Source organism: Streptomyces sp. NPDC033845, from assembly GCF_055576225.1.
In genome coordinates, this window is sequence record NZ_JBVIRI010000011.1 from 256,484 (window position 1) to 274,122 (window position 17,639).

The 17,639-nt window shown below is 72.4% G+C and carries 16 protein-coding genes and 1 pseudogene; 4 read left to right on the forward strand and 13 right to left on the reverse strand.

The genetic code is table 11. From position 1 onward, the window contains the following. Window positions 1–79: 79 nt before the first annotated feature. On the reverse strand, window positions 80–649 hold the full coding sequence (locus ACZ50K_RS24115) for a helix-turn-helix domain-containing protein (protein ID WP_468906532.1): 570 nt from the start codon (window positions 647–649) through the stop codon (window positions 80–82). Between the two features lie 128 nt (window positions 650–777). Between ACZ50K_RS24115 and ACZ50K_RS24120 the strand changes: the two genes are divergently transcribed. The 4 genes from ACZ50K_RS24120 to ACZ50K_RS24135 all read left to right on the forward strand — a co-directional run bounded on the left by ACZ50K_RS24120 (window position 778) and on the right by ACZ50K_RS24135 (window position 4,585). Beyond that, on the forward strand, window positions 778–1,557 hold the full coding sequence (locus tag ACZ50K_RS24120) for an ABC transporter permease (RefSeq protein ID WP_468906535.1): 780 nt from the start codon (window positions 778–780) through the stop codon (window positions 1,555–1,557). Next, window positions 1,554–2,282 carry an ABC transporter ATP-binding protein gene (locus ACZ50K_RS24125; RefSeq protein ID WP_468906537.1) on the forward strand — a complete coding sequence of 243 codons (729 nt, stop codon included), beginning with the start codon at window positions 1,554–1,556 and terminating at the stop codon, window positions 2,280–2,282. Before ACZ50K_RS24120 ends, ACZ50K_RS24125 begins: the two co-directional genes overlap by 4 nt. A 99-nt stretch (window positions 2,283–2,381) precedes the next feature. Then, window positions 2,382–3,437 carry an ABC transporter substrate-binding protein gene (locus tag ACZ50K_RS24130; protein WP_468906539.1) on the forward strand — a complete coding sequence of 352 codons (1,056 nt, stop codon included), beginning with the start codon at window positions 2,382–2,384 and terminating at the stop codon, window positions 3,435–3,437. Between the two features lie 38 nt (window positions 3,438–3,475). Continuing rightward, window positions 3,476–4,585, forward strand: a complete 1,110-nt coding sequence (locus ACZ50K_RS24135; RefSeq protein ID WP_468906542.1) for an aryl-sulfate sulfotransferase — start codon at window positions 3,476–3,478, stop codon at window positions 4,583–4,585. Window positions 4,586–4,643: 58 nt separating this feature from the next. Here ACZ50K_RS24135 and ACZ50K_RS24140 read toward each other — a convergent pair whose 3' ends face one another. The 12 genes and pseudogenes from ACZ50K_RS24140 to ACZ50K_RS24195 all read right to left on the reverse strand — a co-directional run bounded on the left by ACZ50K_RS24140 (window position 4,644) and on the right by ACZ50K_RS24195 (window position 17,519). Beyond that, window positions 4,644–4,952 (reverse strand): hypothetical protein, encoded by a 309-nt coding sequence (locus tag ACZ50K_RS24140; RefSeq protein WP_468906544.1) that lies wholly within the window; start codon window positions 4,950–4,952, stop codon window positions 4,644–4,646. Continuing rightward, the gene (locus tag ACZ50K_RS24145; protein WP_468906547.1) at window positions 4,949–5,698 is read right to left on the reverse strand and encodes a 4'-phosphopantetheinyl transferase family protein; all 750 of its coding nucleotides are present in this window, start codon (window positions 5,696–5,698) and stop codon (window positions 4,949–4,951) included. Before ACZ50K_RS24145 ends, ACZ50K_RS24140 begins: the two co-directional genes overlap by 4 nt. Continuing rightward, entirely contained in the window at window positions 5,682–7,016 is a 1,335-nt protein-coding gene (locus tag ACZ50K_RS24150; RefSeq protein WP_468906550.1) for a cation:proton antiporter, read from the reverse strand. Before ACZ50K_RS24150 ends, ACZ50K_RS24145 begins: the two co-directional genes overlap by 17 nt. A gap of 148 nt (window positions 7,017–7,164) precedes the next feature. Then, window positions 7,165–7,704 (reverse strand): RBBP9/YdeN family alpha/beta hydrolase, encoded by a 540-nt coding sequence (locus ACZ50K_RS24155; protein WP_468906681.1) that lies wholly within the window; start codon window positions 7,702–7,704, stop codon window positions 7,165–7,167. 8 nt (window positions 7,705–7,712) lie between these two features. Beyond that, window positions 7,713–9,413 (reverse strand): annotated as a pseudogene (gene cmlS, locus ACZ50K_RS24160) (chloramphenicol-biosynthetic FADH2-dependent halogenase CmlS); the annotation flags it as partial. 11 nt (window positions 9,414–9,424) lie between these two features. Next, window positions 9,425–10,078 (reverse strand): LbetaH domain-containing protein, encoded by a 654-nt coding sequence (locus tag ACZ50K_RS24165; RefSeq protein ID WP_468906551.1) that lies wholly within the window; start codon window positions 10,076–10,078, stop codon window positions 9,425–9,427. Beyond that, entirely contained in the window at window positions 10,075–11,439 is a 1,365-nt protein-coding gene (locus ACZ50K_RS24170; protein WP_468906553.1) for an ANL family adenylate-forming protein, read from the reverse strand. Before ACZ50K_RS24170 ends, ACZ50K_RS24165 begins: the two co-directional genes overlap by 4 nt. Beyond that, window positions 11,440–12,138 (reverse strand): SDR family NAD(P)-dependent oxidoreductase, encoded by a 699-nt coding sequence (locus tag ACZ50K_RS24175; RefSeq protein ID WP_468906555.1) that lies wholly within the window; start codon window positions 12,136–12,138, stop codon window positions 11,440–11,442. Further along, on the reverse strand, window positions 12,135–12,455 hold the full coding sequence (locus ACZ50K_RS24180) for a hypothetical protein (RefSeq protein ID WP_468906556.1): 321 nt from the start codon (window positions 12,453–12,455) through the stop codon (window positions 12,135–12,137). Before ACZ50K_RS24180 ends, ACZ50K_RS24175 begins: the two co-directional genes overlap by 4 nt. Beyond that, window positions 12,452–13,735 carry an MFS transporter gene (locus ACZ50K_RS24185; protein ID WP_468906558.1) on the reverse strand — a complete coding sequence of 428 codons (1,284 nt, stop codon included), beginning with the start codon at window positions 13,733–13,735 and terminating at the stop codon, window positions 12,452–12,454. The genes ACZ50K_RS24180 and ACZ50K_RS24185 overlap by 4 nt, the downstream gene beginning before the upstream one ends. Further along, on the reverse strand, window positions 13,732–16,206 hold the full coding sequence (locus ACZ50K_RS24190) for an ATP-grasp domain-containing protein (protein ID WP_468906560.1): 2,475 nt from the start codon (window positions 16,204–16,206) through the stop codon (window positions 13,732–13,734). The genes ACZ50K_RS24185 and ACZ50K_RS24190 overlap by 4 nt, the downstream gene beginning before the upstream one ends. Before the next feature lie 38 nt (window positions 16,207–16,244). Beyond that, window positions 16,245–17,519 carry a condensation domain-containing protein gene (locus ACZ50K_RS24195; protein ID WP_468906562.1) on the reverse strand — a complete coding sequence of 425 codons (1,275 nt, stop codon included), beginning with the start codon at window positions 17,517–17,519 and terminating at the stop codon, window positions 16,245–16,247. Window positions 17,520–17,639 lie beyond the last annotated feature (120 nt).

Below are 17,639 nucleotides of genomic sequence, written 5' to 3' on the forward strand. Positions count from 1 at the left end.
CACCGCCCCGCCCCGGGCGAAGTAAGGCTACCCTAAGTCGATTGCGGTGCGATCCCGTCGGCCGCCGGAGACCTCCCGTCTACTGGCCGGCGATGACCAGCAGGGTGCGCGCCGGGTCCGGGCCGGCCAGCCGGCAGCGGTGCGGGGTCTCGCCCCGGTGGTGGGCGCTCTGCCCGGCGCGCAGGGTCAGCGGCTCCTCGCCCTCGACCTCCAGCACGACCTCTCCCGCCAGGACGTAGAGGAAGTCCTCGCCGGGATGGCGGAACCAGCCGCGTTCGCCGCGGCCGGGTTCGAAGTGGTGCTCGTAGGCCTCCATCAGGGCGCTGCTGCCGCCGGGGATCAGCACCTGCGCGGTCTGGCCGGCGGCCTCGCTGACCCGGATGACCTGTGGATCGCTCTCGTGGCTGACCGCGCCGGGGCGGGCGGGCGGGCGCAGGAAGGTGCCGGGGGCGACGTCGAGGGCCTCGGCGATCCGGTAGATGGAGCTCAGGCTCGGGGTGGCCAGGCCGCGTTCGAGCTGGCTGAGGAAGGGCTGGGAGAGGCCCGAGCGGGTGGCGAGGACGGCCATGGAGACGCCCTGCCCCTTGCGGCAGTCGCGGATCACCCGCCCGACCTCGATCGCCTCGGGGGTGGGTTCGGGTCGTGACACGCAGGTGAACGTACCGCATCGCGATCAGGCGTCCGGGGGCCCCGGAGAGGTTTCGCACTGCCGCAACACTCCCGTCATAAGCGTGGTCAATTATTGACCTCACTTATTGACGAGCGAGGAGCAGCCCCGTGCACGCCACCCCCTCACCGCCCGGCCGGGCCCTGGGCCGGCTCGGTCCGGCCCTGGGCACCGCCGCCGCGGTGCTCGCACTGTGGTACCTGCTGGCCCGGTCCGGCGCGGTGGCCCCGGGACTGCTGCCCACCCCGGCCGAGACCGCCGCCGCACTCGCCGACAGCGCCCGCAGCGGGGTCCTGGCCACCGACCTCGGCGCCAGCCTGACCCGGGCCGGACAGGGCTTCGCCCTCGGCGCCCTGCTCGGCAGCGCCCTCGGCTTCCTCACCGGCTACCTGCCGAAGGTCTCGGCCGCCGTCACCCCGGCCGTCTCCTTCCTCCGCCCGATCCCGGCCATCGCCCTGGTCCCGCTGGCCACCGCCTGGTTCGGCATCGGCGAGACCGCCAAACGCCTCCTCATCGCCTACGCGGTACTGCTCGCCGTCTGGCTGTACGTCCACGACGGGGTGTCCCGGATCCCGGCCAGCCATCTGCGGGCCGCCCGCTCACTCGGCGCACCGCTGCACCGGCGCTTCACCGAGGTCCTGCTGCCGGCCGCCGCTCCGGCCGTCCTCGCCGCCCTCCGGTACGGCGCCTCGGTGGCCCTGTTGGCCCTGGTCGCGGCCGAACTCGGCGGCGCCGACGCCGGGTTGGCCTACCGCCTCCAGGTGGACGGACAGTTCCTGCGGGTGGACAGGATGTTCGCCGGACTGATCGTGCTGGGCCTGCTCGGCGTGGCCGTGGACCTGGTCCTCGCCGCGATCGGACGTCGTTTCGTGCACTGGAGCGCCTCATGAGCCTGGACGTCCGCCTCGACGGCCTCACCGTGTCCTACGGAACCCAGCGGATCCTGGAACCCACCGATCTGGAACTGCCCGCAGGCTCCTTCACGGCCCTGCTCGGGCCGAGCGGCTGCGGCAAGTCCACCGTGCTCGGCGCGGTCGCCGGGTTCGTCCGGCCCACCGCCGGCCGGGTGACGGCCGGCCCGGCCCCGGTCCCCGGCCCGGGCCCGGACCGGGGCGTGGTCTTCCAGCACTACGCGCTGTTCCCCTGGCGCACCGCCCGCGGCAACGTGGAGTTCGCCCTGAAACGGCTCGGACTGCCCCGGGCCGAACGCCGCCGGCGCGCCCTGGCCGCACTGGCCGAGGTCGGCCTGGCCGAGGGCGCCGAGAAGTACCCGGCCCAGCTCTCCGGAGGGATGCAGCAGCGGGTCGCCCTGGCCCGCGCCCTGGCCGCCGAACCCGAAGTCCTGCTGATGGACGAGCCGTTCGGTGCCCTCGACGCCCTCACCCGGAGCCGGATGCAGGAGCTGCTGCGGGAACTGTGGCAGCGCCGGGGCACCACCGTGCTGTTCGTCACCCATGACATCGACGAGGCGCTGGCCCTGGCCGGACGGGTCGTGGTGCTCGGCGGACCGCCCGGCCGGATCCTCGCCGACCACCCCGTCCCGCCCGGCCCCGCCGACCCCGCTCTCCGCTCCCGGATCGCCGACCTGCTCGGCGCCCAGCCCACCCCGCACTAGCCCGTCACCCGCCCGCCCCGACCCGCACCTGGCACACCGCCACCGCCCTGCCCCCTGCCCTGCCCTGCCCCGCCCTGCCCCGCCCCGAAAGGCCCCACCATGACCGTCACCGCCGCCACGACCACCGCACCCGGGCCCCGCAGACCCGCCCGGCCCCGCCGGTCCCGGACCCTGGCCGCCGCCTTGCTGACCGCCCTGCTCGCCACCACCGCCACCGCCTGCGCGGAGGACTCCGGCGAGCGGGCCGGCGGCCGCGCCACCGTGACCATCGCGGCCAGCGACCAGCTGGGCGGCGCCCCGGTGCACGTGGCCCAGCAGCGGTCCCTGTGGTCCGCCGAGAACATCGGAGCCACCCTCACCAACCAGCCCACCGGCCGGGACGCGCTGAACGCCGTCCTCGGCGGCCAGGCCCAGCTCGGCGTGGTCGGCGACCTGCCCGCCGTCACCGCCGCCCTGGGCGGGCGCGAGCTGAGGATCGTCGCCGACCTCTCCCGGTTCTCCGACTGGCGGCTGCTCACCCGCACCGACACCGGCATCGGCGCCTTCCCGGCGCTCAAGGGCCGCAAGGTGGGTGTCCCGCAGGGCACGAACGTCGAGTACGCACTGTCCCGGATGCTCGCCTCGGCCGGACTGACCGCCGCCGACGTGACGGTGGTCAACCTGGCACCGAACCAGGTCACCCCGGCACTCGCCCGCGGGGACGTCGACGCCGGGGTCACCTTCCCCAGCTTCTACGGCGCCGCCCGCACCGCCCTCGCCGGCCGCTACGCCGAACTGCCGTTCACCGGCTACACCGCGCACACCCTGCTGGTGGCCGGCCCCGCCGCCACCCCGGAGGGCACCGCCGCCGCCCTCCGGGCCGTGATCGGCGCCCAGCGGCTGATCGCCCAGGACCCGGCGGCCGCCCGCAAGGACCTCCTCGCCCAGTCCAAGGGCGCCCTCCGGGCCGACTACGTGGACGCCTTCCAGCCCCGCTACCGCTACGGCACCACCCTCTCCCCCGCCCTGCTGACCGACCTGGCCCGCGAGGCCGCCTGGGCCAAGGCCGCCCAGGACCTGCCCGGCTCCGCGGAACCCGCCGCCCTCGCCGCGTACCTGGACCCGGAGCCGCTGGCCGCCGCCGACCCGGCCGCCGTCACCCTCGACGCCAACTGACCACACCCACAACCCAGTTCGACCCTACGGAGGATCCCGTGACCATCGACCAGAACACCCTGCGGCGCCGCGGCACCGGCCTGATCGCCCACGACCCCGACCGCAGCTCCGGCGGCCTCACCCTCTACACCCCCATCACCAGCGCCGGCGAGATCCATCTGATCGACATCGAGGGCCGCCCCGTCCACACCTGGACCTCCCCGCACCCGCCCGGCCGCCAGGCCCAGCTGCTGCCCGGCGGAAACCTCTTCTACGCCGCCAAGGACACCACCGGCCCGACCCTCTTCCCCATCTGGGACGTCTACCACGGCGGCATCTTCCAGGAGCTCGCCCCCGACTCCACGGTGGTGCGCGAGGTCCGGCACCCCTTCCACCACCACGACGCCTCGGTGCTCCGCAACGGCAACCTGGTCATCACCGTGGTGGAGCCGCTGGACCCGGCCGACGCGGCCCGCGTCCAGGGCGGCATCCCCGGCTCCGAGGCGCCCGGCGGGGTGATCTACGGCGATGTGGTGTACGAACTCACCTGGGAGGGGGAGACGGTGTGGCGGTGGGCCGCCATCGAGCACCTCGACCCGGCCGAGTTCCCGCTCAACCCGCACTTCGCCCGCGAGCACTGGCCGATGGCCAACACCGTCAACGAGCAGGCCGACGGCTCCCTGGTGCTGGGCTTCCGCAGCGCGTCCACCGCCATCTCGGTGGACCGCGCCGACGGCTCCGTCCGCTGGCGGGTGGGACCGGACGTACTGGCCCAGCAGCACCACCCGCACGAACTGCCCGGCGGCACCGTGCTCGTCTTCGACAACGGCACCTACCGGGACACCACCTCGGTGCCCTACTCCCGGGTCCTGGAACTCGACCCGCACACCGGCGAGGAGGTGTGGGCCTACCAGGACAACCCGCCGCAGAACTTCTTCAGCCCCTACATGTCCAGCGCCCAGCGGCTGGACAACGGGAACACCTTCATCGCCGAGGGGTCCTTCGGCCGGCTCTTCGAGGTGACCCCGGACGGGGACGTGGTCTGGGAGTTCGTGGTCCCCCAGTTCCGGTCCTTCGGCGACGGGGTCGGGCTGGAGTCCTCGGCGGGCGCCCAGAACTCGGTGTTCCGGGCCTACCGCTACCCGGCCGAGCGGTTCCCCTGGCTCTGACCGGCAGCGGCGACCGGCGGACGGCCACCGGCGGGACGGCGGCCGGCGGGGCGGCGGCTCACCACGGTCCGGCGCAGGACCCGTTCACCGCGACGGCCCGCCAGTGCCCCGAGGCCGAGCGGAGCGCCTCGGCGGACCGGGCCAGGTCCTCGGCGTACGGACCGCCCGGGTCCGCCCGGACGAGCAGCCCGCAGAGCCGGTGCAGGTCCGACAGGGCGCCCTCCAGATCCGCCGCCACCCGCGGCGGCAGCTCACCGGGATCCCCGGCGGCCTCCGGCGCCGGGCCCGGTGCGGCGGCCTCCAGGAGCGCCCGGGCCGCCGCCGCGAACTCCCGCGCCCGTGAGGCGAGCGGTGCTTCCCCGTTCATCCGTCCGTTCCCTTCTGCTGTCGGTGGGTGGGTGCGGGCGCGGCCGCGGGTACCGTCACGGCGGTGGCCAGCAGCCGGCCCCGGCCGCCCCAGCGGCCCTCGAAGCGGTCGAGCCGCCGACCGCCGAGCACCGGTCCGGGGACCAGCAGGGTCCCGGTGAAGGTGCCCCGGTCGGGATCGAGGACGATCCGGCAGTCGGTGAAGTCCAGCCATCGGCCGGTGAGCGGGAACCACGCCTTGTAGACGCTCTCCTTGGCGCTGAACAGCAGCCGGTCCCAGGCCACTCGGGGCCGGTCCGCGAGGAGCGGGCCGAGGTCGGCGCGCTCCTCGGGGAGGGTGACCCGGTCCCTGATCCGCTCCGGGACGGGTTCGTTCGGTTCGGCGTCCACCCCGATCGAGGCGAACTCCGTGCGGCGGGCCACCGCCGCCGCACGGTAGCCCGCGCAGTGGGTCATGCTGCCGACGAACCCCTCCGGCCAGCGGACGGCTCCCCGGGCGTACGCGGGACCCTCGCCCACCGGGAGGATCGGGACCGGCCCCAGCCCGAGTCGGGCCAGCGCGGCCCGCGCGCACCACCGTACGGCGGTGAACTCGGCCCGCCGGGTGGCCGGGGCCCCGGCCACCACGGCCTCCTCCGCCGGGAGGGGTGCGGTGCCGGGCGGCGGGTCGGCGAAGAGCTCCCCCACGGCGACCCCCGGTGGCAGCAGCCCGGCCGGCAGCAGGGGTTCCTCACGGAGCGGGCGCATGGGCCGGCGCCGGGGTCCCGGCCCCGGCCGGTTCGGCGGCCGTACCGGAGGAAGTGTCGGCAGGGGCGCCGGTGGGGGCGCCGGTGGGCTTGGGCAGCAGCAGGGTGAGCAGGGGTGCGGCGATCGCCGTGGTGATCAGGGCCATCATCACCATCGAGGAGAACAGCTGCACGGTGAGCAGGCCCATGCTGAGCCCGACGTTCAGGATGACCAGTTCGGTCAGGCCCCGGGTGTTCATCAGCACGCCCAGGGCGGTGGCGTCCTTCCAGGCCATGCCGGTCATCCGGGCCGACAGGGCGACTCCGCCGAGCTTGCCGAGGCAGGCGACCAGGATGATCGCCCCGGCCTGGAGGAAGTCCCCGGTGGACAGCGAGGTCAGGTCCACGGAGAGTCCGGTGACCACGAAGAACACCGGCATCAGGACCTTGCCGACGGTCTCGATGGGGACTCCGGCGGCCCGGTCGAGGAGTCCGCCGGTGGCGCGGCGGGGCATCACCAGGCCGAACATGAAGGCGCCGAAGATGGCGTGGATGCCGATGTGCGAGGTGAGGACGGCCGAGCCGAAGACCCCGCCGGCCACCAGCACGGCCAGATAGGGGCCGTGCTCGGGACGCAGCCGGCGGTGCAGTGCGGCGAGGGCCGGGCGGACCAGCCAGAGCATGGCGGCCAGGTAGACCGCGGACCAGCCCATCACGCCGAGGAATCCGGCGGCGCCGGTGGCGGTGGTCATGGCGACGACCACGGCGAGCATGCACCAGGCGAGGAGGTCGTCGACGGCGGCCAGGCCCAGGGCGAGGATGCCGGTGCGGGTGTGCTGGAGGTCGTGTTCGGCGATGATCCGGGCCAGTACGGGGAAGGCCGTGATGGACATGGCCACGCCGAGGTAGAGGGCGAACTCGGCGAACGGGACGGTGTGGCCGTCGACCACCTTGTGCGAGGAGTACACGGCCCAGGCGAGTCCGACGCCCAGGATCATCGGGAGGGCGATCGAGCTGAACCAGATCGTGCCGGTGGAGCCCAGCTGGCCCTTGAGGGAGCGGCCGTCGAACTCCCAGCCGATGACGAACATGAAGAGCAGCAGGCCGACCTGGGCGACCACGCCGAGGTGCGGGCGGATCTCGGTGGGGAAGAGCCGTGCGGGCAGGTCCCCGGGGAGGAGCCCGAGGAGGCTGGGGCCGAGGCAGATGCCGGCGGTGATCTCGCCGACCACGGCCGGCTGCCCGATGCGCCGGCACAGCACGGTGAGTGCGGTGGCGACGAGGAAGACCAGGGCGATCGCGCCGATGGCGGTGACAGTGATCCACTCGGCGTGGGGCACGGTGTGTTCTCCTCTGTGGATGAGTACGCGGCTCACGGTAGCCAGCCGGGCCGCCGGGCACGGCGGCTCTTTCCGACCTCTGTCCGGAGGGGCCGCCGTGGCCGTGGCGGGGCCGGGGAGCCGCCGTCGGGCGGCTCCCCGGCCGGGGTCACCGGGTGAACGCCCCGGTGAACAGGTCCCAGCCCTCGGGCCAGTCGCCGAGGCCGGAGCCGGCGTTGATGTGCCCCTTGGGGCCCACCTCGACCAGCCGGGCGCCCAGCCGTTCGGCGCCTTCGGAGGCCGACCGCACGGAGGCGTAGGGGTCGTCCTCGCTGGCGACCACGACGGCCGGGAAGGGCAGCGCGGTGTGCCGGGCGGGGTCGAAGCCCAGGGCCGCGGTGGGGAACTCGGGGCCGTGGACGTCGGGGGTGGCGACCAGGAAGGCGCCGGCGACCGTGTCGTCACGGTGCTCGGCGGCCCATTCGGCGACCAGGGTGCAGCCGAGGCTGTGGGCGATCAGCACCTTGGGGCCCTCGACGGCCCGGAGGGTGTCGTCGAGTTCCTTGACCCAGACGTCGCGGACCGGGTCGTCCCAGGAGGTGTGCTCCACCCAGACGCTGCCGGGGGTCCGGGCGTGCCAGATGGCCTGCCAGTGCTCCGGCCCGGAGTTGCTGATGCCGGCGATGAAGACGTACGTGACGGAATCCATGGTCACCCTCACACCTCGTACTCGACGCCGACGCCGTCGAAGCGCAGGCGGTCCTGGATGAAGACGCGGTTGTCGTGCTTGTCGTAGCCGGTGAGCAGGCCCGCCTCCATCAGGCGGATGACGATCTGCGAGCTCACCTCCTGCTTGCCCGCGTCGTTGAGCTGCTTGATCAGGCTCTTGTATCCGACCGTCTCCTTGGTGACGATCCGGAAGATGTCGCGGTGCTCCTCCTCGACCGGGAACTTGATCATGTCGAGGCCGTCCTCGTTGGCGAGCACCAGCTTCTGTTCCAGGCGGAAGCTGAGCGGCTCGACCTTGTAGTAGTCCTTCAGCAGGACCTCCTGGCCGGTCCACTCCAGCCGGGTGATCCGGTTGAGCTGCTTGGTGAGGTCGCTGATCCAGCGGACCCGGGCGATGTTGAGCTCCTCCTCGGAGAACTCGCTGCTGAGTTCCTTCCGCTGGTGGCGGCCGATGGCGATCATCGTGGAGGCGCGGTCGCGGAAGTCGGCGACGGAGGTGGTCGGGTTCTCCGGGTCGTCCTGGACCAGCTTGTCGAACCACGCCTTGCGGCTGAGGCGGGCGTCGTCGGACTCGCTGATGCGGCGCTTGCGCCAGAACTCCGAGTCGGGCTCGGTGAAGGAGGCGAAGGTGTAGAACGAGGCGAGGAACTCGTGGTACTGCTCGTAGGTCTCGCGGTAGCTGCGGTTGTACCAGGCGTGGACCGCCTCGGCCTCGTCCTCGTGCCGGGTGATCCGGTCGATGGCCGCGGCGGCCGAGACCCCGGACTGGGTGGCGAGGTGGACGCCCTGGGAGAACAGCGGGTCGGTGAAGCAGGCGGAGTCGCCGCAGAGGAAGTAGCGGTCGGCGGAGAAGTGCTCCGAGTCGTAGGACCAGTCGTGGACGATGCGGACCTCGTCGCTGATCTCCGCGTCGCCGAGGATGTCCGTGGCGCGGGTGGCCTTGGCCAGGGTCTCGCGGTAGAAGCGCTCCGGGCCGAGCTCCTTGACCTCGGCGGCCTTGGAGCGGTCGACGACCAGGCCGACGCTGTAGACGTCGCCCTTGAGCGGGATCATCCAGACCCAGCCGTCCTCGAAGGTGATCGAGTAGGTGGTGCCCTTGAGGTCGCCCTCGAAGGGCTCCTTGCGCTGGAAGTAGGACCAGACGGCGAAGTTCTTGTAGAACTCGTCGTAGCGGCGGACCTTCAGCTGGCGGGCCAGGGGGCTGCCGGCGCCGCCGGCGTCGATCACGTAGTCGCTCTCGACCACCCGGGTCTCACCGGCGTGGCGCACGGTCAGGGAGACCTTGTCGGCGGCGGAGATGTCGACGTCGGCGACCGAGGTGCTCTCGTGGACGGTGACCCCGCGCTCGCGGACCTCGTCCAGGAGGAGCGCGTCGAACTCCTCGCGCTTGACCTGGATGGCGTGCCCGAAGACCCAGGGGGCGGTCTTGGGGGTGGCGAAGGAGAAGGTCCAGGGGGCCTGGTCCTGGCCCCACAGGAAGGTCGCGGAGGGCTTCTGGACGAAGTTCGCCGCGTCGATCTTCTCCTGGAGGCCGAGGCGGTTCAGGATCGACAGGGTGCCGGGGAGGAAGGACTCGCCGACCCGGTAGCGGGGGAACTGGCCCTTCTCGAACACCTCCACGTCGTGGCCGAGCTTGTTCAGGGTGAGGGCGGCCACGCATCCGGCGGGGCCGGCACCGATGACCGAGATCTTCGCGCGCTTCATTGCTTGCCTTTCAGATACGACTTGATGGACTTGATGCGGCTCGGCGCCAGATAGGAGTGCCCGCTCGCCATGTCCTCGAAGAGGGTGAGTCCCGCTTGGAACCTGCTGTCGTCGCCGACGGTGACCTCGGGGGCGACCGTGCAGCTGAGACCGAAGAAGTTGCCGGTCCCGATCGTCACGCTGTTCCCGCAGTGGAAGTTCGGCGCGATGAAGTTGTTGGATCCCAGATGGGAGTAGTTGCCCACGGTGCAGCGGTAGTTGAGGACGTTGTAGCTGCCCAGGACCGTGCCGACGCCGAAGTAGCAGTCCGGCCCGATGAGGTTCCCGGTCCCGGCGACGCCCTCGGGGTCGATCCGGGAGGAGGGGTGGACGATGTTCTCGGCGGTCAGCCCGTACCGGTCGACGAACCCGTCGATCACCCAGCTGCGCAGCGCCGGGTCGGCCAGGGCCAGGACCACCCGGGTGCCGGCCGGGGGCCGGAACTCCGCCAGCTCGGTCCAGGTGCCGTCCGGTACGTGGACGGGTTCCCCGTCGGCCCTGAGGTACCGCTCGACGCGGAACCGCTCCGGGTCGGCCGCCCCGGCGTCCCCGATGTAGCGGGTGACCTCGGCGGCGAACTTCCCCGCCCCGATCACGGTCAGGCCGCTCATGTCAGGATCCGCTTCTTCTTGCCGCGCTCCGAGACGGTCACCGCGTCGACCAGGTTGACCTTGGAGGGCATCTTGAACGGCTCGACCTTGCCGGTGAGGAACTCCGCCACGTGCCGGCGGACCTCGGCCCGGGTCATCTCGCCGCGCGGGCGGACGTCCACGTACACGGACTGGCCGGTGATGGAGTTCGGCTGCCCGTAGACCACGCAGTCGGCGATCAGCGGGCTGGAGAGCAGGACGGACTCCAGCTCCAGCGGGAGGACCTTCTCCCCGCCGACGTTGATGATCTCCTTGGTGCGGCCCTTGATCCTGATGAAGCCGTCGGCGTTCTCCTCGACGAGGTCGCCGGTCCGGAACCAGGAGTCCTCGGTGAGGGAGTCGCTGGGGTAGTTGAGGTAGCCGAGGAACTGGGTGGTGCTCTTCAGCTGGAGCTCCCCGTCCACGATGCGGTAGCGGACGTTCTCGTCCTCGATCCTGAAGTAGGTGCTCTTCGAGGACTCGCTGGTGGTCGTGGAGATCCCGGTCTCGCTGGTGCCGAAGGTCTGGAGCAGCCTCGCCCGGGGGAAGGCCGCGTTGACCCGCTTCAGCAGTTCCTCCGGCATCGGTTCGGTGCCGTAGGTGATCAGGCGCAGGCTGCCGAGGTCGAACTCCTCGTGGTAGCCGGCGATCAGGATCAGGTTGAGGAAGGTCGGGCTGGTCGGCAGCAGCCGGATGCCGTGCCGCTCGATCAGGGCGCAGATCTCGTCCGGGGTGCGGCGGCGGGGCACGATCGCGGTGCCGCCGATCCGGAGCGCCCCCAGCAGGGAGTTGATGCCGCCGATGTGGTCGAAGAGCAGGAACATCAGGACGTTGGCGGGCCTGCCGCCGGTCCGGGCCCGCCTGCCGAGCTTCTCCGCCACCAGGGAGTCCAGGTTGTGCAGGATCGCCTTGGGCGCCCCGGTGCTGCCGCTGCTGAGCAGCACCAGTCCGGCGGCCCCCTCCTCGACCAGCCGCTCGTAGGCGGCGGCCGGACCGGCCGGGGTCCCGGCCGTCCTCTCGAAGACGAGTTCCTCGCCGACCCGCAGGACATGGGCGGGGTGGCAGGACTCCTGGACGGTGGCGAGGGTGGTCTCGGTCAGCGAGACGACGGGGACCAGGACGTTCCGGTTGAGGTACAGGGCGAGCAGGGCCGCGATCGACAGGAACGAGAAGTCCGCGTTGAGGACGACGACCTCGTGGGGGCGGACGCCCTGTTCCCGGAGCTCCCGCTCCAGCAGCCTTATGCGGTCGCCCAGTTCAGCGTAGGTGTAGGGGGTGTCCCCGTCGATGACGGCGGTCCGGGTGCCGAGTTCGTCGAGCCTGCCGAGAAGTTCGTTGCGCATTCAGTTCACACCACCAAGAAATATTGTCTCTCCAGTGACGAATCCGGATTCCCGGGAGACCAGGAATTCGACGGGCCCGACAATGTCTTCCATCGTGCACATCCGCTTGACCGTCTGACGGCCTATCAGTTCGTCGATCCTCGCCTTGGGAACGGTCCGGGTGAGGATCGTGTGGACCGGCGGCAGACCGATCCCGTTGACCCGGATCCCGAAGCCGGACAGCTCCTTGCTCATCACTCGGGTGAGCTGCTCCACGGCGCTCTTGCTGGCCGAGTAGACCAACTGGCCCTCCAGGGCCCACGGCACGGCGACCGTGGAGACGTTCAGGATCGCCGGGGACTCCTCCGGGCTCTTCTGGAGCAGCTTGACGGTCTCCCGGCAGCAGTTGAGGACCGCGAAGAAGTTGATGTCGAAGATCCGCCGGGACAGCTCGTCCGGGGTCATCATGAAGTGGTTCATGTTCGACGTGCCGGCGTTGTTGACCACCGCGTCCAGGTGTCCGTACTCGGTGCGGATCGCCCGGCACATCGACTTGATCGCCTTGGGATCGGTGAGGTCCACCTCGTGGTGCCGGTACTCCGGGTGGTCGATGGTCGAGGGCCTTCTGCTGCAGCCCACCACCCGGTGGCCGAGCCCGAGGAAGTGCGTGGCCAGGGCCTTGCCGATACCGGTCCGGGTCCCCGTAATCAGGACGATCACAGAACGCTCGGCTCCAGCGGGCCGCGGGCGAGCACGATCTCCTCCTCGATGAACTCGATCAGCCGGCGCACGCTGCTGAACGGGCTCACCCGACGGGAGACGGCCTTCTCCGAGGTCAGGGAGACCTCCACGTCGAACTCGTCCTCCAGGGACTCCTCGACCAGGACCAGGAAGTTCACCAGGTGCATCGAGTCGAACACACCGGTGTCGCCGTACAGGCCGACCTCCAGGAGGTTGTCGGTGGGGATCTTCTCGTCGCGGCGCTCGTTGAGCTCTTCGACGACGGCCGCGATCAGGGTGAGCAGCTGGTCTTTCATGACATGACCTTTCCTTGTTCCGCTTCTGCGGATGTTTCGGTGGCGCGCTCCGCCCGGGCGAGCCGGCCGCCGATCACCGTGACCGCCGCGGCCGTGCCCGCGAACAGCAGGGCCAGACCGGTCAGTCCCCGGACCTCCCAGCTGAGCAGCAGGGCCAGCAGGGCCGGGCCGACGATGCCGGCGGCGGCGCCGCCCAGGCTGAACACCGACAGGTATTCGGTGCGTTGCGCGGTGGGCGCGTGGCGGTAGGACAGTTCCCAGCCACCGGCCGCCTGGAGGAGCTCCCCGCAGGTCAGCAGCACGGTGGCGGCCACCAGCACGCCGATGGTGAGCCAGTCCCCGGAGTAGGTCGACACGATCAGCAGCACGCTGAAGGCGGCGAGCGCGAACCCGGAGTTGCGCAGCGCCCTGGTGGCCCCGGCCGAGTCGGTGACCCGCTTGGCGAAGTGCACCTGGAGGAGGATGGCGAGGACGGTGTTCACCGCGAAGAGCGCGCTGAGCAGTCCGGCAGGGGCGTCCGTGGACTGGATGACCCACAGCGGCAGTCCGACGCCGAGCAGGACGGTGTGCAGGAACAGCACGCCGTTGGCCAGGGTCAGGGCCACGTAGCGGCGGTCCCGGCAGACCGAGAGCAGTCCGGCGTGCCAGCGGGCCGGCCCCTCCTCGGGGGCGGCCGGGGCGATCCTCAGCCGGCCGAACAGGGCGGCGGACCCGAGGCAGCAGAGGCCGCCGGCGAGCAGCACGGCCTGGAACATCGCGTCGCTGCCGGCGATCAGGAACGGCGCGGCGGCCAGGGCCCCGACGGACATGCCCACGTTGATGACCGAGCCGATGACCCCGAGGGTCCGGGTCCGGTCCGCGTCCCCGACGACGGCCCCCACCACCAGCTGCACCATCGGGAAGACCGGTCCCTGCGAGATCGCGAACAGGGAGGCGAAGAGGGTGAAGGTGTAGACGTTGTCGGCGAAGGCGAGGGCGGCGAACCAGCCCGCCCGCCACACCTGCACCAGGCGGAGCAGCCGGAGCGGGCCGAGCCGTCTGGCCAGCATGCTCACGGGCACGGTGGTGAGGAAGCCGACCAGACCGGCGAGGGTGAGGCCGGTGCCGACCTGGGCCACGCTCAGTCCGATGACCTTGACGAAGTAGACGGTGCCGCCGGCCAGGTAGAGGCCGCTGCCCGTGGCGTAGACCACCACGGCGGCGGCGATCAGCCGGGCTTCCTTCGAGGGCAGCGCGTAGCTGCCCAGCAGCCGCTGTCCGATCATCCGCAGGACGCTCATTCCGGGGCTCCTTCGGTGCCGAGCGGTTCGGTCTCCCAGCGGACCAGCGGGCAGGCCCGGTCCAGTGCCTCCCGGCAGTCCTCGGGGGTGTCGCCGGTGACGATCACGGCGGCCAGCCGCGGGACCACCCCGCGCGGGGGCAGCAGCAGCCGGGTCCCCGGTACCGCGAGCGGCACGATCTCCGCCACTCCGGGGGCGGCCAGGGCGGCCGACACGTCCAGCGAGCGGACCACGCTGTCCTCGGCCGGGTACAGGAAGCGCACCTCGGCGCAGACGTCCCGGAGCGGACGCAGGTCCGGCTCCCGGCCGAGCGCCAGGTCCACCGCGGCGGCGGTCAGGTCGATGCCGGTGGCCAGCTGTCCCAGGTACGGGATGAAGTCGCCGCCGAGACGGCCGTTGAGCTCCACCAGCCGCGGCCCGGCGGCGGTGAGCCGCACCTCCGCGTGCGTGACCCCGGTGCGGACGCCCAGGGCCCGGTGGGACTCGACGACCAGGTCGAGGAGTTCCTCCGCCCAGGGCTCCTGCCGCCAGGGCGACACCAGATGGCCGACCTCCTCGAAGAAGGGGTCGAAGCCGAGCCGCTTGCGCGCCACGTTCACCGGGCGGACCTCGCCGTCGCGGACCACCGAGTCGATGCTGATCTCGGGCCCGTCGAGGAACTCCTCCAGGACCACGCCGTCCAGCGGGTCCAGGCCCGGGAAGGCCGCGTCGGAGGCCAGGTGGTAGAGCGCGGCCAGCTCCCCGGCGTCCTGGGCGATCACCACGCCGACGCTCCCGGCCAGGGAGCGGGGCTTGACCACCACGGGATAGCCGATGCCGGCCGCCTCGCGGAGCGCCTCCTCGCGGCCGTGGACGTGGGCGAAGCGCACTCCGGCGACCCCCGCGTCCCGGAGCAGCCGGCGGGTGGACAGCTTGTCCCGGCAGTTGCGGGCGGCGGCCGGGGACATGTGGGGCAGGCCCAGCCGGCGGGCCGCCTCGGCGGTGGCCTCCAGCAGCACCTCGTCCCAGGTGAACACCCCGGTCCGGCCGGTGCTCGTGCCGAGGCAGTCGGCGACCGCCGCCGTGAGGGCGTCGGCGCCGGTGTCCGCGACCGTGCGGTGGTCGCCGGCGTACTCCAGCTGCCAGTCCGGTTCGGTGGCCGTGACCAGGGCGATGTCGGCGCGGGCGGCCGCGGAGGCCATGGCGTACTCGCGGTAGGCGCGGCCGCCGGTGCCGACCAGGACCACGCGTTCGGGGGCCCCGGGGTCGATCTCCGCACAGCGGAAATCGAACTCCTCGACGGTCCGCAGGATCGCGGCCTCCACCTCGGCGGTGCTGCCGCCGCGGAACCGGAAGCGGGCACCGGAGTGCTCGTAGCCGGGAAGGTCGGGCAGGGTCCGTCCGGCGAGCGGGATCCGCTCCGCGTACGGGCCGTCGGCGGTGCCGAGCCGGGATCCGGCGGCCAGCACCCGGCAGGGCCGGGCGGCCGGGGTGGGCACCAGCAGCCAGCCGCCGCGCTCGGCGGACACCGCCGCGGCGGCGCGGGTGCGGGCGGCGGCGGGCGGCTCGGCACCCAGCTGGAGGGCGAAGGCACTGGCCATCAGGTCGATGCCGTGGACCTCCTTCCACAGGAAGGGGACCTCGGCGCCGCCGGGCCGGGCGCCCACCTCCAGGACCTGGAGACGGGGTTCCGCGGGCGGGCCGGAGAGGAAGAGTTCGAGGTGGAACACCCAGGAGCCCTCGGACAGGGCCCGGGTGGCCGCGGCGGTGAACTCGCCGATCGGTCCGAGCAGCCGCGGATCGTCGATCTCCACCGAGCCGAGCGCGGCGCCCTCGGTGAACCCCAGGCAGGTGTTGAGGTAGCGGGAGGCGCGCCAGGCGCCCAGCCCCTCCGGGGTGGCCACCCCGTCCACGTGCAGGATCTCGTGCGGCAGGTACGGCTGCACCAGCATCGGGACGTCCGGGCGGAACGCGTAGGCGTCCAGTTCGGCCTCCGAGCCGAGCCGGGTCACCCCGGCGCTGGCGGTGCCGCGCACCGGCTTGACCAGGACCGGCCAGCCGTGGACGGCGGCGAAGGCGCGGACCGCGGCGTGGTCGGGTGCCGGCTCGGTGGCGGGCACCGGCACCCCGGCGGCGGCGAGCCGCCGGGCCATGGCCAGCTTGTCGCGGAACGGCGCGAGGGCCGCCAGCTGCTCGCCGGGGACGCCGAGTTCCTCGCGGAGTTCGGCCGCGATGTCCAGGTCGACCTCGTGCAGGGCGATGATCCGGGCGGGCGGGCCGAAGGCGTCGACCAGTTCGGCGACGGCGGCCCGCACCTCCTTGCCGTCCTCGGTGCTGCCGACGGTGCGGACGGCCGCGGCCGTCCCGGGGAGCGAGCCGGCGCCGGGCCCGGTGGTGATGTAGCTGATGCGGTGGGTGCCGTGGTCCACGTAGGCGGCGTAGTCCGCGTAGCTGTCGCTCCACCGGTGGATGACTATGAGGTGGTCTGACACTTCCCCTCCCGGGGGATGGATCCTGATGCGGAGCGGGTCTACTCCACGCCGGTGGCGGAGAGGATGGCCTCCTGGAGGCCCCGGAGCAGTTCGGTCACCTGGTCGAAGCCCCGGGCGTTGGAGTTCTCGCGCAGGGTGCAGGTGAGCACGTCGTCGTCCTGGACCTGGAGGTAGAGCGGAGCGCCGATGTTGCGTCCGGCGGTTCCGGTCTCCAGCCTCGGCTCGGGGGCGTTCTGGTCCCGCTGGTACTGGCCGAGGTAGTTGAAGAAGTAGGGGAAGAACCCGCTGACGGATCCCTCGAAGCAGCCGTTCACCGACCCGCTGTAGCCGAACTCCCGGCCCAGTTCGAGGATGTCGTCCACGTCGTAGGCGCCGTGCCGGTAGGACCGGAGCGACTCCCAGTGGACGCGGCGGACGACCTCCTCGAACGGCTCCCCGGGGGCGAGGTCGACCAGCAGCGGGATGATCTGGTTCTGAGCGGCAACCAGATCCTCCCACCGCGGATCGCTGCGGTTGTTGGTGTAGACGGCCACCAGCAGCCTGGTCCGGCCGGTCCGCTTGGCGAGGGCCAGGCAGAACGCGGCGAGGACCACCGAGGGGAGCGAGACGCCCAGCCGGGCGGCGGTCGCGGCGGCCGCCCGGGCGACCGGGGCGGAGCCGAGCCGGGCCCAGCGGCTGGAGAACTCCTCGGTGGGCGCCTCCCGCTCCATGGCGGGGGCCGCTTCGAGGATCTGCCGCCAGTGCTTGCGCGCGGACTTCCGGCGCCCCTGCCGGGCCGCCGACCACTGTTCCATGGCCAGGTCCCGGCAGTTCGGTGCCAGGCCCGGGAGGTCGCGGCCGGCCAGCAGGGCGCCGAACTCCTCGTTCAGCTGGTTGATGGCCCAGGCGTCCACGGCGATGTGGTGGAAGCAGATGGCGAGCCGGACGGGCTCGCCCCCCTCGGTGACCACCCGGGCCCGCCAGGGCCGGTCCAGGGTCAGGTCGAAGGGGTCGGCGGCGAGGCCGTCCGCGACCGCCTGGGCGGTCCCTTCCGGTCCCGGACCGGCCTCCACGGCCTCCAGACGGACCGGGGCCGGCGGCCAGACGGCCTGGGTGAGGCCGTACTCGCCCTCGGGTTCACAGCGGGTGCGCAGTGATTCGTGGCGGGCTTCCAGGGTCTCCAGCGCCCGCTCGACACGAGCGAGGCCGGTACCGGCGGGAAGGGTCCAGAGCTGGGGGAGATTGCAGACCTCCGGCGGGATCCGTTCGATGGACCGCCACAGGGACAGCTGGCCGAAGGTGAACGGCGCACGGTGGACGAGTGGTTCTTGCACGAGCTGAGACCTCACAGGGAGGGAAAACCGTCCGCGGGTTTCTTCGGGCGGACCGGCGGATGACATCGCCCCGGCGGCACGGCGGTGTGCGGGTCACGGGTGCGGGCGGGCCGGTGTCGG

What these genes read in the sequence shown, in the direction of transcription:
- ACZ50K_RS24125 (WP_468906537.1), top strand. Translation starts at nt 1,554, where the DNA reads ATGAGCCTGGACGTCCGCCTCGACGGCCTCACCGTGTCCTACGGAACC.
- ACZ50K_RS24130 (WP_468906539.1), top strand. Translation starts at nt 2,382, where the DNA reads ATGACCGTCACCGCCGCCACGACCACCGCACCCGGGCCCCGCAGACCC.
- ACZ50K_RS24140 (WP_468906544.1), bottom strand. Translation starts at nt 4,952, where the DNA reads ATGAACGGGGAAGCACCGCTCGCCTCACGGGCGCGGGAGTTCGCGGCG.
- ACZ50K_RS24145 (WP_468906547.1), bottom strand. Translation starts at nt 5,698, where the DNA reads ATGCGCCCGCTCCGTGAGGAACCCCTGCTGCCGGCCGGGCTGCTGCCA.
- ACZ50K_RS24155 (WP_468906681.1), bottom strand. Translation starts at nt 7,704, where the DNA reads ATGGATTCCGTCACGTACGTCTTCATCGCCGGCATCAGCAACTCCGGG.
- ACZ50K_RS24165 (WP_468906551.1), bottom strand. Translation starts at nt 10,078, where the DNA reads ATGAGCGGCCTGACCGTGATCGGGGCGGGGAAGTTCGCCGCCGAGGTC.
- ACZ50K_RS24170 (WP_468906553.1), bottom strand. Translation starts at nt 11,439, where the DNA reads ATGCGCAACGAACTTCTCGGCAGGCTCGACGAACTCGGCACCCGGACC.
- ACZ50K_RS24180 (WP_468906556.1), bottom strand. Translation starts at nt 12,455, where the DNA reads ATGAAAGACCAGCTGCTCACCCTGATCGCGGCCGTCGTCGAAGAGCTC.
- ACZ50K_RS24185 (WP_468906558.1), bottom strand. Translation starts at nt 13,735, where the DNA reads ATGAGCGTCCTGCGGATGATCGGACAGCGGCTGCTGGGCAGCTACGCG.